Source organism: Comamonas sp. JNW (assembly GCF_003105075.1).
GTDB classification, from domain to species: domain Bacteria; phylum Pseudomonadota; class Gammaproteobacteria; order Burkholderiales; family Burkholderiaceae_C; genus Comamonas; species Comamonas squillarum.
This window is the reverse complement of the sequence record NZ_QETI01000003.1, coordinates 214,746-229,193: the sequence shown is the minus strand read 5'-3', so window position 1 is coordinate 229,193 and position 14,448 is coordinate 214,746. Positions and strand designations below refer to the sequence as shown.

The window sequence follows — 14,448 nt, the reverse complement described above, 5'->3', positions numbered from 1 at the left end:
ACGTCAGAAGTCAAAGAACAGGCCTACAGATGCCCCTGTGCGCCGGTAGTACGGATTTCGGTAGTACTGCAGCGCGGCGACGAAGCCATGGTCCTTGGCGAGCCAATGGCGCCACAGGGGGATCACCTCGGTGGAGCTGAAGCTGACGCTACCGCCCGCTGGTATGCCTGCACCGGCCGGAAGATAGGCCTCCCGCCCGCGGTCCACCCGCAAAGACCACAGATCTTGGCCCCGCGTGCCCCACGTGAAGACACCAAAGCCACGCGCGGCATTGACGGCACCGGGCTGGGAATGGTTGAGCGCCAGTCCCCCCTCGGCAATCCAGCCAGCTGGCGCGTAGTAGGCGGCCGTCAGGCGCAGCATCACGTCCCGGTGCACATGGTCGCCGCTCAGACCCTTCATCAAACTTACCCCCGTGACCCAGCGCCGCTCATCCCCCCACTTGCGGTACCCGCCCAGATCGACGCGCATGCGGTACTGGAAATCAGCGGTGCCGCCACTGATACCGCCCATCACGAACCAACGCGGCGATAGATCGTGCAGCACCGACAGTGCGCCAAGCGTCCCCCTTTGGTGGAAGTGGCCTTGGCTCGCCAGTTCGGCATTGACGGTGGTCTCGGGGGCCACGCGGTACATGGCGCGCACATAGCCATCACGCCAGTCACCACTGGCACCCTTCAAATGGGCGATTCCAACGCCTGCTTCGATCTGACCGCGAGAGCCCGCCGTCTCAGGCAGTGGCGCCGATGCGGCAGCTTCCAGCGGGAGTGGCTGCGCAGCAGCTAGATCGGCGACGCCCGGTGCGACCTGTGCGGCGCAAGTCCCCCCGATGCCCAGCAGTCCGGTCAGGACCACCAGTTGCAGCGGCGGCGCGTGCGCAACCCACAAGGGCGATGAGGTGCGAGATGGGCGGTGCATGTGTTTTATCCAGGGTGTGGTCACGCGTTCAGCGCGGGCATTGGGTGCCGATGCCGCGCTTTTCCAGCGCAGCGTCGGCGGCGGCATCCAGCACCGTCCAGCCGATGTCGGGAGAAAAGGGCCGCACCGACCGCCTCCAGCAGGCCGCCTCGATCGGCGCCAGGCGATGCAGACCCCAAGCCACCAGCCCCCACGCGAAGTTGTCATCGGCGCGTCTGCGCCAGCGGTCTCCATACAGCGACATCCAGCCGGCCATATCGGCTCCCGCTTCGGCGGTCGACAGCACGCCGTTGTTCCACAGGTAGCTGCGCGCCAGACCGTGTGGATAAAAGCTCTCCCGGTCGTATTTGGGAAGTGCCGGCTGCCACACCCCTTCTTGGCGGAACCCTTGGTGCATGGCCTTCAAGAGCTTGTCGGCCTCCACCTGGTCGCCATTGGCACGCAGCGCCGAGTAAATCTCCGCGTTGTCCATCAGGTAATAGATCTCTTTGTCCTCGAAGACGCGATAGAGGCCGCTGGCAGGATTGCGTAGCCGCGTCAGCATGCCCTGGCTGGCGCGCACGGCGATTTGCGTGCTGGCCCGCATGCGCTGGGGAATCCAGCGCTTCTTTTTTGCCAAGCTGATCATCTCGATGACCGAAGCGGCAGTGGCGTCATCGGCATCGGCAGGCTTGCAGGCGTACCAGCGCTGCGCCTGGTCGCGGCAGAAGCGGTCAAAGCCTCCATCGGCACGCATGCGTGGCAGCAGCCAGTCAAGCCATTCGTTCAATGGCGCACGCACGTTGGCATTGGCTTCCAGCAGGATCACAAAGGACTTGTTGACGAAGTACGGGTCCACGATGCCGCTGTCAAAGGTCGTCATGTACGCCCCGTCGCCGGTATGGAAAGCCTGGAATGCTGGCGGCTCCTCGGCTGCAGATACCGGGGTGCCGGTCAGCACCAGCAGCAGCGCGCCGATGAGTTTGCGCACCCAGGGCGGCAACCTGAACATGAACCGCGGCGACCGAACCGGCACCACCTCGCCGCGCTCAACCGCTGCGATGTCCCCGTGCACTGACACGCCCGGCTGCAACAGCACTTCCCATCCCGTGACACTGCTGGGCTGCAGCATGCTGCCAGCAGTGCTGCCCTCGCCCAGGAAGACGCGGTGGCCTGCAGCGATGGGGCCCGAGAGGCAGTTGCCGCCCTGGCAGAGAACACTTCCCTCGCTGAACAAGGCTCCATGCAATGCCGCCCCCACGCCCAGCCGCGCATCACCATGCACCTTGACATGCCCGATCAGCAGTGCGCCCTCTCCCATGCTGAAGTCACCTGTCACCACCAAGTCAGCCCTTGTGGTGGAGTGGGCCTTGAGGTGCAGGGATCCGAAGTGGCGATGGTGCTGCGTAGGCAGCGCTGGCGGCGTTGTCGGCACCGGCGGCGCTGGCACCCTCTCACACCCGTTGGCGCCCGACTTCGCGATGGCGGCGATGGTGGGCGCCTGCAACTGGCGAAACCGGGAGCCTTCCGCCAATTCAATGCGTTCAGAGGCACGCAGCAAAGGCGGCAGCGACTTTCCCTGGCAGCGCAGCACGCGTTGTCCGAAAAAAGCGGACTCGCCCACTCTTGGCAGCAGATCTCCCTCGCCCTGGCCCTCCAGCTCCAAGGGCTGTGCGTCCGTCGGATGGCGCCATTCATGCCAAGCCGGCCAGAGGGGGATCAGAAAGGTCAACAGCGTGGCGCTCATCCAGGCAGTCACTTCCCAGGCAGGATACAGATTGAGTTCCATGGTGTGCTCACAATTCCCTGCCCGAGCGGCGATAGCGAACGGTTTTGTCCCAGATGAGTGGACGGTGCATCAGTTTGTCGACCACCCAGCCGTCCCAGGCTGCCTTGGACACAGCCACCAGGCTGACCACGAAGCCAACCAGCAACCATGGCATGAGGCGCAGCCGAGCGTGGTGGCCGTCGAGGTGCACCGCGGCGGCCACCTCAAAAAAGGCGGCAAAATTGCCCAGACAACCGCAGGCGGCGACCATCGTCAGCGCCAGCAGCGCTGTCAGCGATGCTGGTATCGCATCACCGCCCATCAACAAGGCCACCACCGCTGCCACCCAGCTGATCAACAGCATCGGAGCCATGGCGTACACACCGAGCAGCGCCAGTCCATCGAGGCGCGCCACCCACCCGACCGGCCCGCGCACGGTCAGACCCAGCGCATGTTTCGTCATCGCCTGGTTGTGTCCCTTGGCCCAGCGTCCGATCTGGCGAAAGCGCACGGACCAGTTCTGCGGAACCTCCTCGTGGCACTCGGCATGTGCCAAATACGCCATGCGCCAGCCGCGCAGCAGCAAGCGGTACGTGAGGTCTGTATCTTCGGCCAGCATGTTCTCGTGCCAGCCCCCGACTTGTGCGAGTGCCGACAGGCGCACTCCGCCCACGGTGCCACCGTATTGCGCCACGGCCCCCAAGCTAAAGCGCGCCTGCTGGTCGACCTGGTAGCCGGCCGAGCGCTCCAGATCCAGCAGCCGAGTGAGCAGATTCACGCCCGTGTTCTGCGGCACGACCCGGCCCATCACCGCCCCCACCTCGGGGTCCAGAAAAGGCACGGCAAGTTGTTTCAAGAGTTGCGGGCCCGGCAAATAGTCTGCGTCGAACACGACGATCACATCGGCCAGTTTCTCGCGCACCACGATGGCAGTGGCTTCTTTGAGCGCGGCGGCCTTGCCAGGCGTGCCCCCCACGCGGTGAAAGGGACGCAGGAGCGCCGGATGGCTGTCCGCATAGCGGTCGATGATGGCGCGCGTGCCATCTGTCGAGCGGTCGTTCATCGGGATAATGAGCAAACGATCGGAGGGGTAGTCTGCGGTCAGCAGACGCGAAATACAGTCCGCAATCACGGCTTCCTCGTTGTGCGCGGCCACCAGCACCGCCAACCTGGGCCAGGGCGCTGACACGATGCCTGCGTACAAAGAGCGCTGGCGTGCGAACATGCGGTGCAAGGTAAATAGGTAGTGGCGCGCGGCATAGATGGCCAGCAAGCAGGCGACGATGGCCAGTACGCTGTAGGCACCGTTCAACACCAGCTGCTGCGTGGGTGTCAGGGCAACCCCTTCGGTCTGTACGGTGACGGCCTGAGGGGCCTGCTCCGCAAGGAGGTCGGGCCCAGATGTGGGCATCTCAGGATTCGACGTAGACATGGCGCCCTCCCACTGCGGCGGGCTGGCATCCTCGTCGCTCCAGGCTCCCCGGCGCCGTCAGCCTGGTGGTGTCGATGCGGCAGCATCTGGGCAGCAGTCCTAGGGCATGGACGATGCCCTGCGCTGCATAGAGCCGCATGGGAAATCGCCCTATATAGCCGGGAATACCGTCGATATCGAAAAATTGATATTTCATTATCGTCACCACCTGTATATGCCATAGCGCGAAAAAAGAACGGCTCTCACCGTATGACCGATTAATCAGAGCGACGAGATTTCATTACAACGGCATCAATTGCCGCCCGCCTCTCGTCTACCTCAATGGTTATTGCCTGGACGCTCTGTCATCGGCAAAAATCTCTGACCAAGCGGTTAGTGCAACGATACGGCTATATCAGACGATATCAAACACATTAATTATTTTTTTACAAATAGTGAATTTTGAGAAGAGCATAAAAAAATAACTCTCAAAATGAGAGTATTTAATCCGAAATACCAAACCGCCAATTGCCGCACACTCAAAAATGTATGGCGCCACCTATTTGCGGCATCCCTCAATATGAGGATTTTTGATTTATTCAGAGGCAAGCTCGGTTTCAGGTACCGCATGGTCATGCGCTTTAAGGCGGCGGAATGCAGCAGAGGCGGCCATTCAGGCGGCCCCATGGGCAACCCCATGGGCGGCCTTCAAGCTTTTCGGACTTTATGAAAAATGTCTGCCGTGGTCCGAGCGCGGTCTCGGGTGATCCGCGTCCTGGCCATGGGCCGAGCGTTGCGCGCAGCGTGCTTAGTCAGGCAAGCCTTCGGGCCTGAGCATTTGGTACAACCTTCGCTCTATACGGTAGGCTGCGGTCCCGTCGCCAAATGAGTTCGCAGCAGCCTGCATGTCCCGAAAGGCGGCGTCGTCAGTGAGCAAATGGCGCACCCATTGCACGATGGACCTGCGATCGGCACCAACCAACCTGGCACAACCGGCCTCCAGGACTTCCGGGCGTTCCGTCTCATCGCGCAGCACCAGCAGCGGCACTTTGAACGTAGGCGCCTCCTCCTGCAGGCCACCGGAATCGGTGACCACCAGACAGGCATCGGCCAACGCCTGCTGCATGGCCAGGTAGTCCAGCGGCAGGCTCAGCCTCACATTGGCAAGACCGCCCAACAAACGATGCACGGGCTCTTGGATGAGGGGGTTCAGATGGACCGGGAACACCACCGTCAGAGCCGGGAATTCGCGGGCAATGTCGGCAATGGCCGCGCAGATGTTCTCCACGTCGCTGCCCCAGTTCTCCCGCCTGTACATGGTCACCAGGAGGTGACCGGGCTCCTGCACCTGGCGCTGGATGCCATGGTGCTCGCACGCCCACAGCTGGGCATCCACCACCGTATTGCCGGTCACCGCGATGTCCTTTGCGGCTACGCCTTCGCGTATCAATGCCCGTGCCGCAGCAGCAGTCGGGGCCAAGTGCAAACTGGCAATGCGCCCGATCATCTGGCGCAGTGCCTCCTCCGGGAAGGGGCGATGCAAGTTGTAGGTGCGCAGACCAGCCTCGACATGCGCGACCGGTACCCGGTGGTAGAAGCCGCCCAGGGCCCCCTGAAACGCACTTTCGGTATCACCTTGCACGATCACGGCATCGCATTGCGTCTGCGCCAGCACGGACTCCAGCTGCGAGCGGCAGCCGATGGCGAAGTCCAGCAGTGAGCTGCCGACCCTGCGCAACACATGATCGGGGCGAATCTGGAAGCACTCCAGCATCTGTGCGGCCATGTCACCGTGCTGCCCGGTATGCAACCAGATAGGCCGAGCCCAGCTGGAGCGCCGCAACGCATGGTAGACCGGCGCCAGTTTGATGATCTCCGGACGCGTGCCCGAGACCATCAACAGCTGAGCGACACCTGAACAGCTGGCCATAGGCATAGACTTGGTATTCATCGTTGCTCCGAGATTTGCTAACAGTCCGGTGCGCCAGCAGCGCCATGGCTCTTGCTGAAGATGGCACCGATACGGGAGTACGGGATGTACCCTGTGCACAGAAAAATGCCGCCGAGCCGGCCTGCGTCGCCGCCAGGCTTGTCCTGCCCCAACAGCTCCCAACGCAAGGCAGGAATGCGGCACTGCCGGCCATCACCCCTCTCTGACGGCGACGGCCAGCCGTTCGGCGCAGCGGCCCGCCTGCTCGCCGTCACGGGCCTCCACCATGACGCGCAGCACCGACTCCGTGCCGCTTGCCCGCACCAGCACCCGGCCCGCTGCGCCCAGCTCCGCCTGCACCTCTTGAGTCGCCCGGACGAGCAGTGCATTGCCTCGCCAATCCTGGCCTGGCCGCAGCCGCACATTGCATAGCGCCTGCGGAAAGAGCTGCACCGGTAACAGCCATTGCGACAGCGAAAGGCCAGACCGCACACAGGCTTGCAGCACCTGCAGTGCACTGACCAGACCATCGCCCGTCGTCTGTCTATCCAGCACCAACAGGTGTCCCGAGCCTTCGCCGCCAAAACTCCAGCCATGGCGGCCCAACTCCTCCAGCACATAGCGGTCACCCACGCTGGCACGCACAAAACCCACGCCTTGCGCGGCAAGCGCCTGCTCCACAGCCAGGTTGGTCATCAGCGTGCCCACGGCCCCCAGCACCTTTTCCCCACGCGCCATGCGATCGGCCACAATCAAATACAGCAGCTCATCGCCGTTGTACAGCCTGCCTGCGGCATCGACCAGCAGCAGACGATCAGCATCGCCGTCCAGTGCCACGCCAAAGTCGGCATGGCATGCAGACACCGCTTTCACCAACGCCTCAGGGTGGGTGGCACCCACGCCTTCGTTGATATTGAGCCCGTCAGGTGCACAGCCGATCTCGACGACCTCGGCCCCCAGTTCATGGAAGACCTTGGGAGCGATCTCGTAGGCAGCGCCATGGGCCGCATCAACAACAATCTTGAGCCCTTTGAGCGTGAGCGCATGATCGAAGGTGCTCTTGCAAAACTCGATGTAACGGCCAGCGGCATCATGCAAGCGGCGTGTCTTGCCCAGAGCCGCCGGCTCCGCCCATAGCGGCTCCTCGGCAAGCGCCCTCTCCACTTCCCATTCCCACGCGTCGGGCAGCTTCATGCCCAGACCGCTGAAAAACTTGATACCGTTGTCCTCAAAGGGGTTGTGGCTGGCACTGATGACCACTCCCAAGCTGGCGCGCTGAGCCCGCGTCAGGTAGGCCACACCCGGCGTGGGCAATGGGCCGAGCAGCACCACATCCACGCCGGCCGAGTTGAAGCCCGACTCCAAAGCGCTCTCCAGCATGTAGCCGGAAATGCGCGTGTCCTTGCCGATCAGCACGGTGGGGTGGTCCTCCGTGCGGCGCAATACACGGCCGACGGCATGGGCCAGGCGCAGCATAAAGTCCGGTGTAATGGGAAAGATCCCCACCCGACCACGAATACCGTCCGTACCGAAATATTGGCGCTGCATCGTCTCCCCCATTTGGATATGCGATAGCGTTGAGCTACAACCACTGCTCCCAGGCAAATTGCCCATGCGCAAGCTTAAATGGCATGGCAACCACACAAACTACGCCTAGCAGCCTCATGCCACCCCAGAGCGTTGGTGGCCATGAACGCTATCGACAACAGCTGTTACACCAGCAGGCACCCACATTAAATGCATATCAAAACATTGCAAACACACAATACATAATATTACAGATTGATAGTAGATCAAGAAATTACGCACCTCTCTCAATCCAAGAGTCCTCACGATTGGGGTTCACCTGAAGCACGATAAGAATAATATTTTTCTTAAAATATTAAAATTGACAGGAATAGTGTAGAGAATCTCACCAACTATTAATTCCCTATGCACTTATTCTCAGTATTTGAGAGTATTGCCAAATTTTTATGTGGATTTTCGTGCGAGGCAGCACCCAGCCATCCGGTACTGCAGCAACCGCTGTAACATCCACAGCCCGGGAGGTCGCACTGGCTGCGACACACCCATTGCCACTCGGCCAGGCAACCAGCACCATCAGAAGACACCCAAATGCCCGCTGCAAAGTGTGGGTGCTCAGGCTTTGCCAACTTGGAGCCGCCGGGGCAACGAATAAAAAACCGGGGCAGGTGTAATGTCGTACGCTCCGGCCTCGCACGATCGTCACCGGGTCTCAAGGGCACCACGGGAGCGGTGTAAGGAGGTAGGATGCGCGGCTGGCTGCTAGACAGCGGCCATCAAGCGCCCAAGACGAAGCGGAAGGCAGTAGCAGCTGCGGCCATGCCGCTATCCGTATGCGCTGTTCAAGCGAGTCATGCGTGATCGGACTAACAACAAACGGGGCAAACCGACAAGACGCGCTGCAGGGACAGGATCGGGAGGGCTGGAGGGTTCAGGCTCGAACCATAGAAAAAACCCCTGAATGCGAACACTCAGGGGTTTGCTTCTTGGCGGAAACGGAGGGATTCGAACCCTCGATGAGGCTCTACACCCCATACTCCCTTAGCAGGGGAGCACCTTCGGCCACTCGGTCACGTTTCCAATACAGCTATTCTAACCTGAAAATTTAGGCCGATTTGGAAACTTCTTCAGAATCTAAACCAAAAGCAGTGTGCAGGGCGCGAACGGCCAGTTCCAGGTACTTCTCATCGATCACGACCGAGGTCTTGATTTCGGAGGTGGAGATCATCTGGATGTTGATGCCCTCTTCAGCCAGCGCGCGGAACATGGTCGATGCCACGCCCACGTGGCTGCGCATGCCGATACCGACGATGCTCACCTTGCAGATGTTGGGGTTGCCGATGACTTCGTCAGCGCCGAGCTTGGGCACCACTTCTTCGCGCAACAACTCGACCGTGCGGTTGAAGTCGCCTTGGTTGACGGTGAAGCTGAAGTCGGTCTTGCCGTCCTTGCCGATGTTTTGCAGGATCACGTCCACATCGATGTTGGCGTCGGCCACCGGGCCCAGGATCTGGTAGGCAATGCCGGGGGTGTCAGGCACGCCACGGACAGAGATTTTGGCTTCGCTGCGGTTGAAAGCGATGCCCGATACGAGGGCCTTTTCCATCTTTTCGTCTTCCTCAAATGTGATCAGAGTGCCCGATTTGGCCTCTTCATCCAATGCAATATCCCAGGGCGTGAAGCTCGACAGCACACGCATTGGCACTTTGTACTTGCCGGCAAATTCCACCGAGCGGATCTGCAGCACCTTGGAGCCCAGGCTCGCCATCTCCAGCATTTCCTCAAAGCTCACGGTCTTGAGGCGCTGTGCGGCCGAGACCACGCGCGGGTCCGTGGTGTAGACACCGTCGACGTCGGTATAGATCAGGCACTCGGCGGCCTTCATGGCGGCTGCCACGGCCACGGCCGAGGTGTCCGAGCCGCCACGGCCCAAGGTGGTGATGTTGCCGTTCGGGTCAATGCCCTGGAAACCGGTCACGATCACCACGCGGCCCGCGTCCAGATCGGCCCGCACGCGCTGGTCGTCGATCGATTCAATGCGCGCCTTGGTGTAGCTGTCGTCGGTGCGCACCGGCACCTGCCAGCCGGTGTAGCTCACCGAGGGCACGCCTTCGGCCTGCAGCGCAATGGCCAGCAAGGCCGACGAGGCCTGCTCGCCGGTGGCGGCCAGCATGTCCAGCTCACGGTAATAGGACTTGTCTGCGCGGCTGGGTGCCAGCTCGCTGGCCAGGCCCAACAGACGGTTGGTTTCGCCACTCATGGCGCTGGGCACCACCACCATCTGGTGGCCAGCCCTTGCCCACTTGGCGACGCGTTTGGCGACATTGCGGATGCGCTCGGAAGAGCCCATCGACGTGCCGCCGTACTTATGAACGATCAGTGCCATTGAATATCACGATGACGAAACACGAAGCTCGGCGTTGATGCAAAGTGTTTTGGCACGCCGTCGGAATCGTACATTAGTCAGACCAAAACTGGCGGATTGTACCAATCGATGACATCTCTGTGGCGCTGTATATACCCACGGCCCACTTTTATATGGATTTGGTGGCCCCGCGTGGTGCAGCGCTGCAGCTGCTGCTGCAGTTGCGCCAGCTGTGCAGCGCTCGGCGTTTGGTCATGGGCCGTGCGCAGCCAGTAGCGCAGCACATTGGCCATGCGCGCCTCGCTCAGCGCCTGCAGCGCGCCGATGCGCGGCGGCGCGCCGGTGGCCTGCAGGTCGATCTGCGCCAGGTCATCGAGCAGCTCGGCCGCCTGCGCCGCGTTTGCGCTGCTGCGCGCCACCGTCTGCGCGATCTGCGGAAAGGCCTGCGCCAGGCCGGGCATCACCTGCTGGCGGATGCGGTTGCGTGTGTAGCGGGTGTCGGTATTGCTCGGGTCTTCCACCCAGGCGATGCCCAGCGCAGCCAGGTCAGCGCGGATCTGCGCACTGCCCAGGCCCAGATAAGGCCGCGCCCACTGAAGACCGGCGCGCTGCCACTGCGGGCGCATGCCCGCCAGGCCGGCCACCCCAGCGCCGCGCGACAGCGCCAGCACCACGGTTTCGACCTGGTCATCGGCATGCTGGGCCAGTGCGATGGTCTGGATACGGCCCTGCCCTGCATTGGCGCAAGCCAGCACGGCCTGGGTCAGCGCCTGGTAGCGCGCAATGCGGGCCGCATCCTCCGGGCTTTGGCCGGGCTGCGCATGGGCATTCACTGCCACCACCTGCAGCGGCACCCCCCAGGCCGCGCACTGGGCGCGGCAATGCGATTCAAACACCGCGGCTGCGGCCTGCAGCCCATGGTTGATGTGGAAGGCATGCACCTGGCCGGGAAAGCGCTGCAGGCAGGCCCAGAGCAAGGCGGTGGAATCGGCTCCGCCGCTGTAGGCCACAGCCAGCGGCAGTGCGGGCTGCCAGCCGTTCAGCGCGGCAACAATAGCGGGCTCAGCCATGGCCCGCGCCCCACAGCAAAAAGCCTCCGCGAAGGGAGGCTTGGCAGCAACGGCGCAGCATCAGCGGCGGCCGGCAGCGCGTATCAGTGCTCAGCCTTGGTGTCCGAGAAACGGCCATAGCTTTGCAGGCGCTCGTAGCGGCGGTCCAGCAGCTCGGCGGGCTTGAGGTCAGCCAGCTGGCGGAAGGCATCGCTCAGGCCGCGCTTGAGCAGCGCCGCCATTTGCTTGTGGTCACGGTGGGCGCCACCGACGGGCTCGTGGATGATCTTGTCGATCAGGCCCAGGGCCTTGAGGCGGTGGGCGGTGATACCCATGGCGTCCGCCGCTTCCTGGGCCTTGTCGCTGGTCTTCCACAGGATGGAGGCGCAGCCTTCGGGGCTGATGGTCGAGTACACCGAGTACTGCAGCATCAGCACCTGGTCGGCCACCGAGATACCCAGCGCGCCGCCCGAGCCACCTTCACCGATGATGGTGGAGATGATCGGCACTTCCAGCTGCGCCATTTCATAGATGTTGCGGCCAATGGCTTCGGACTGGCCGCGCTCTTCGGCATCGATGCCGGGGTAGGCACCGGGTGTGTCGACAAAGGTGAACACCGGCAGCTTGAACTTCTCGGCGGTCTTCATCAGGCGCAGCGCCTTGCGGTAGCCCTCGGGCTTGCTCATGCCAAAGTTGCGCAAGGTGCGCTCCTTGGTGTCACGGCCCTTTTGGTGACCCACTACCATGCAGGGGTTGCCATTGAAACGTGCCAAGCCGCCCACAATGGACAGGTCGTCGGCAAAGTGGCGGTCGCCATGCATTTCGACGAAATCGGTGAAGATCTCGTTCACATAGTCCAGGGTGTAGGGACGCTCGGGGTGGCGTGCGATCTTGGTGATCTGCCAGGGGGAAAGCTCGCTGTAGATGTCCTTGGTCAGCTGCTGGCTTTTCTTGCTGAGCTGATCAATCTCTTCAGAGATATCTACTGCGCTTTCGCTTTGCACATAGCGCAGTTCATCAATTTTGGTTTCCAGCTCCGCAATCGGTTGCTCGAAATCCAGGAATGTTCTTTTCGCCAAAATGATTCTCCTCGAGAAAAGCCGCAGGCAGCCTTCTCATAACGACCGACAGTGTAACCGCATGCGGCCAAACCAGATCAATCTGCATCCTGCCCCAGTGGCATGGCATTCTGGGAGCGCCAGATCAGCCAGGCCGCGACACTCGCCCAGGGTTGCCAGGCCTGCGCCACCTCGCGCGCATCGCTGCGGCTGACGGCCTCGCCCGAAAAATAATGGTCGCTGATGCCCTGCAGGAGCGCCGCATCATCAATGGCCAGCACATTGGGCCGCCCCAGATGGAACAGCAAAAACATCTCCGCACCCCAGCGCGCCAGCCCGCGCTGCGCCATCAGCTGCTCGATGACCGCGTCGTCATCGACATGCACCCAGGACAGCGCGTCCTTGGGCTCTTGCACAAACCACGCGGCCAGATCACGCAGATAGCCCAGCTTGCGCTGGGGCAGGCGGATGGCCTTGGCGGCCTCATCCGTCAAGGCCAGCATGGCCTTGGGGCTAGCCGACCCAAGCGCCGCCACCAGCCGCTTCCACAGCTGGCGCGCCGAGTGGTCCGACAGCTGCTGCCAGACCACCGAGCGCACCAGCAGCGCAAAGCCGTCTGCTTCGCGGCGCAGCATCTCGCCGGCATACAGCGGGGCGAGCCGGCGCATCACCCGGTCCTTGCGGGCCAGGTGCTTGCAGGCCACGGCCCAATCCTCCGCTGACAGCGGCTTGTTGCTGATACCAGGCATACGGCTAGACGCTCGGCTTCAATGCCAATGCCGGGTTCACACCACCCAGAGCGCGCATCAGGCGCCCGCCTGGACTACCGTCCAGGTCGTGCCTTGCGCAGAGTCCTTGAGCTCCACCCCCTGGGCCAGCAGCTCGGCGCGGATGCGGTCCGATTCCGCATAGTTCTTGGCCGCCTTGGCAGCGGCGCGCAGCGCAATCTGTGCCTCCACATAGGCCGCATCCACGCTAGCGCCCGCTTGCAGGTAGGCGGCAGGGTCGGCCTGCAGCAGGCCCAGCGTGGCCGCCAGCGCCTTGAGCAGGCCAGCCACCGCAGGCGACTTGCTGCGGTTGACCTCGGCAGCCAGCTCAAACAGGACCGCCACCGCTTCGGGCGTGCCAAAGTCCTCGTCCATCGCCGCCTTGAAGCGCGCCGCACTCGGGTGGCTCCAGTCGATGGCCACCGGCTCGGCGGCGACCAAGCTCAGCGCGGTATAGAGGCGCTTCAACGCATTGCGGGCGTCGTCCAGGTGCACATCGCTGTAGTTGAGCGGGCTGCGGTAGTGGGTGCGCACGACAAAGAAGCGGATGGTCTCGGCGTCGTAGCGCTTGAGCACATCGCGGATCGTGAAGAAATTACCCAGCGACTTGGACATCTTCTCGTTGTCTACATTGATGAAGCCGTTGTGCATCCACATCTTGGCCAGCGGCTGGCCGTGCGCGCCCTCACTCTGGGCAATCTCGTTTTCGTGGTGGGGGAACTGCAGGTCAGCGCCGCCGCCATGGATGTCGAAGGTCTCGCCCAGCAGCGCGCAGCTCATCGCCGAGCACTCGATGTGCCATCCCGGCCGGCCCGTGCCATAGCTGCTTTGCCACTTGGCCTCGTCGGGCTCGGTCGGCTTGGCGCTCTTCCACAGCACAAAATCCAGCGGGTCGTCCTTGCCGTCCTGCACGGCCACGCGCTCACCGGCATTGAGCTCGTCGAGCGACTTGCCCGACAGCTTGCCGTAACCGGCGAACTTGCGCACGGCATAGTTCACATCGCCGCCTTCTGTGCGGTAGGCCAGGCCTTTTTCTTCCAGCTGCGAGATGATGGACAGCATCTGCGGCACGTATTCGGTGGCACGGGGCTCATGCGTGGGCCGCTCGATGCCCAGCGCATCGGCATCCTGGTGCAGGGCCTCGATCATGCGGTCGGTCAGGCTGCGGATGGTCTCGCCGTTTTCCACGGCGCGGCGGATGATCTTGTCCTCAATGTCGGTGACATTGCGCACATAGGTCACCTTCAGGCCGCTGACGCGCAACCAGCGCTGCACCACATCAAACGCCAGCATCGAGCGCGCATGTCCCAGGTGACAGAGGTCATAGACCGTCATGCCGCATACATACATGCGGACATGGCCCTGCTCAATCGGAACAAATGACTCCAGCGCACGCGAAAGCGTGTTGTAGATGCGCAAACTCATGAAAAATTAGCGTGGTTGTGGTTGAGAGAGGGAAAGACGCCTGGCGCCCTACCCCGTTCCGCGTCCATCCTCTTGACAGAGGCTGGGGCACGGGTTTGGCAGCGCCTGCCTGGGCACCGCCGCCCGGCAGGAACCGCCGAACCGTGTATGGTAGCTGATGCCCGAGACCATGCCCTGCAAACCATGGCCGCCCGTCGTTCCGGGGCGCCAGCCCCCTCAGCTACAATGCGCTGCAGTATAAGCCTGCAGGCCAC

General features: G+C 62.5%; 10 protein-coding genes and 1 tRNA gene. All 11 read right to left on the bottom strand.

Going from position 1 to position 14,448, the window contains the following annotated elements; translation table 11 throughout:
* Nucleotides 1-3: 3 nt before the first annotated feature.
* The 11 genes from DCO45_RS06700 to cysS all read right to left on the bottom strand — a co-directional run bounded on the left by DCO45_RS06700 (nucleotide 4) and on the right by cysS (nucleotide 14,194).
* Complete coding sequence (locus DCO45_RS06700; protein ID WP_165841133.1) at nucleotides 4-918, bottom strand: YaiO family outer membrane beta-barrel protein; 915 nt, start codon at nucleotides 916-918, stop codon at nucleotides 4-6.
* Between the two features lie 28 nt (nucleotides 919-946).
* A complete protein-coding gene (locus DCO45_RS22910; RefSeq protein ID WP_165841132.1) occupies nucleotides 947-2,686 on the bottom strand; it encodes a hypothetical protein in 1,740 nt (579 codons plus the stop codon).
* A gap of 7 nt (nucleotides 2,687-2,693) precedes the next feature.
* Nucleotides 2,694-3,977, bottom strand: a complete 1,284-nt coding sequence (locus DCO45_RS06695; RefSeq protein WP_243419266.1) for a glycosyltransferase family 2 protein — start codon at nucleotides 3,975-3,977, stop codon at nucleotides 2,694-2,696.
* 907 nt (nucleotides 3,978-4,884) lie between these two features.
* Nucleotides 4,885-6,027 carry a UDP-N-acetylglucosamine 2-epimerase (non-hydrolyzing) gene (gene wecB / locus DCO45_RS06690; protein WP_116925085.1) on the bottom strand — a complete coding sequence of 381 codons (1,143 nt, stop codon included), beginning with the start codon at nucleotides 6,025-6,027 and terminating at the stop codon, nucleotides 4,885-4,887.
* Nucleotides 6,028-6,219: 192 nt separating this feature from the next.
* Entirely contained in the window at nucleotides 6,220-7,554 is a 1,335-nt protein-coding gene (gene glmM, locus DCO45_RS06685; RefSeq protein WP_116925264.1) for a phosphoglucosamine mutase, read from the bottom strand.
* Nucleotides 7,555-8,517: 963 nt separating this feature from the next.
* Nucleotides 8,518-8,610, bottom strand: a tRNA-Ser gene (locus DCO45_RS06680).
* A gap of 25 nt (nucleotides 8,611-8,635) precedes the next feature.
* Nucleotides 8,636-9,916, bottom strand: a complete 1,281-nt coding sequence (locus DCO45_RS06675; RefSeq protein ID WP_116925084.1) for an aspartate kinase — start codon at nucleotides 9,914-9,916, stop codon at nucleotides 8,636-8,638.
* A gap of 77 nt (nucleotides 9,917-9,993) precedes the next feature.
* Nucleotides 9,994-10,965: a tRNA lysidine(34) synthetase TilS gene (gene tilS / locus DCO45_RS06670; protein ID WP_116925083.1), complete on the bottom strand. Its 972-nt coding sequence runs from the start codon at nucleotides 10,963-10,965 to the stop codon at nucleotides 9,994-9,996.
* An 83-nt stretch (nucleotides 10,966-11,048) separates the two neighbouring features.
* The gene (locus tag DCO45_RS06665) at nucleotides 11,049-12,023 is read right to left on the bottom strand and encodes an acetyl-CoA carboxylase carboxyltransferase subunit alpha (protein ID WP_116925082.1); all 975 of its coding nucleotides are present in this window, start codon (nucleotides 12,021-12,023) and stop codon (nucleotides 11,049-11,051) included.
* A gap of 77 nt (nucleotides 12,024-12,100) precedes the next feature.
* Nucleotides 12,101-12,751, bottom strand: coding sequence for a DNA-3-methyladenine glycosylase (locus DCO45_RS06660; protein ID WP_116925081.1), 651 nt, complete (start codon nucleotides 12,749-12,751; stop codon nucleotides 12,101-12,103).
* A gap of 57 nt (nucleotides 12,752-12,808) precedes the next feature.
* Nucleotides 12,809-14,194 carry a cysteine--tRNA ligase gene (cysS, locus tag DCO45_RS06655; protein WP_116925080.1) on the bottom strand — a complete coding sequence of 462 codons (1,386 nt, stop codon included), beginning with the start codon at nucleotides 14,192-14,194 and terminating at the stop codon, nucleotides 12,809-12,811.
* Nucleotides 14,195-14,448: the final 254 nt, after the last annotated feature.

What these genes read in the sequence shown, in the direction of transcription:
- cysS (WP_116925080.1), bottom strand. Translation starts at nt 14,194, where the DNA reads ATGAGTTTGCGCATCTACAACACGCTTTCGCGTGCGCTGGAGTCATTT.
- wecB (WP_116925085.1), bottom strand. Translation starts at nt 6,027, where the DNA reads ATGAATACCAAGTCTATGCCTATGGCCAGCTGTTCAGGTGTCGCTCAG.
- DCO45_RS22910 (WP_165841132.1), bottom strand. Translation starts at nt 2,686, where the DNA reads ATGGAACTCAATCTGTATCCTGCCTGGGAAGTGACTGCCTGGATGAGC.
- tilS (WP_116925083.1), bottom strand. Translation starts at nt 10,965, where the DNA reads ATGGCTGAGCCCGCTATTGTTGCCGCGCTGAACGGCTGGCAGCCCGCA.
- glmM (WP_116925264.1), bottom strand. Translation starts at nt 7,554, where the DNA reads ATGCAGCGCCAATATTTCGGTACGGACGGTATTCGTGGTCGGGTGGGG.
- DCO45_RS06660 (WP_116925081.1), bottom strand. Translation starts at nt 12,751, where the DNA reads ATGCCTGGTATCAGCAACAAGCCGCTGTCAGCGGAGGATTGGGCCGTG.
- DCO45_RS06675 (WP_116925084.1), bottom strand. Translation starts at nt 9,916, where the DNA reads ATGGCACTGATCGTTCATAAGTACGGCGGCACGTCGATGGGCTCTTCC.
- DCO45_RS06700 (WP_165841133.1), bottom strand. Translation starts at nt 918, where the DNA reads ATGCACCGCCCATCTCGCACCTCATCGCCCTTGTGGGTTGCGCACGCG.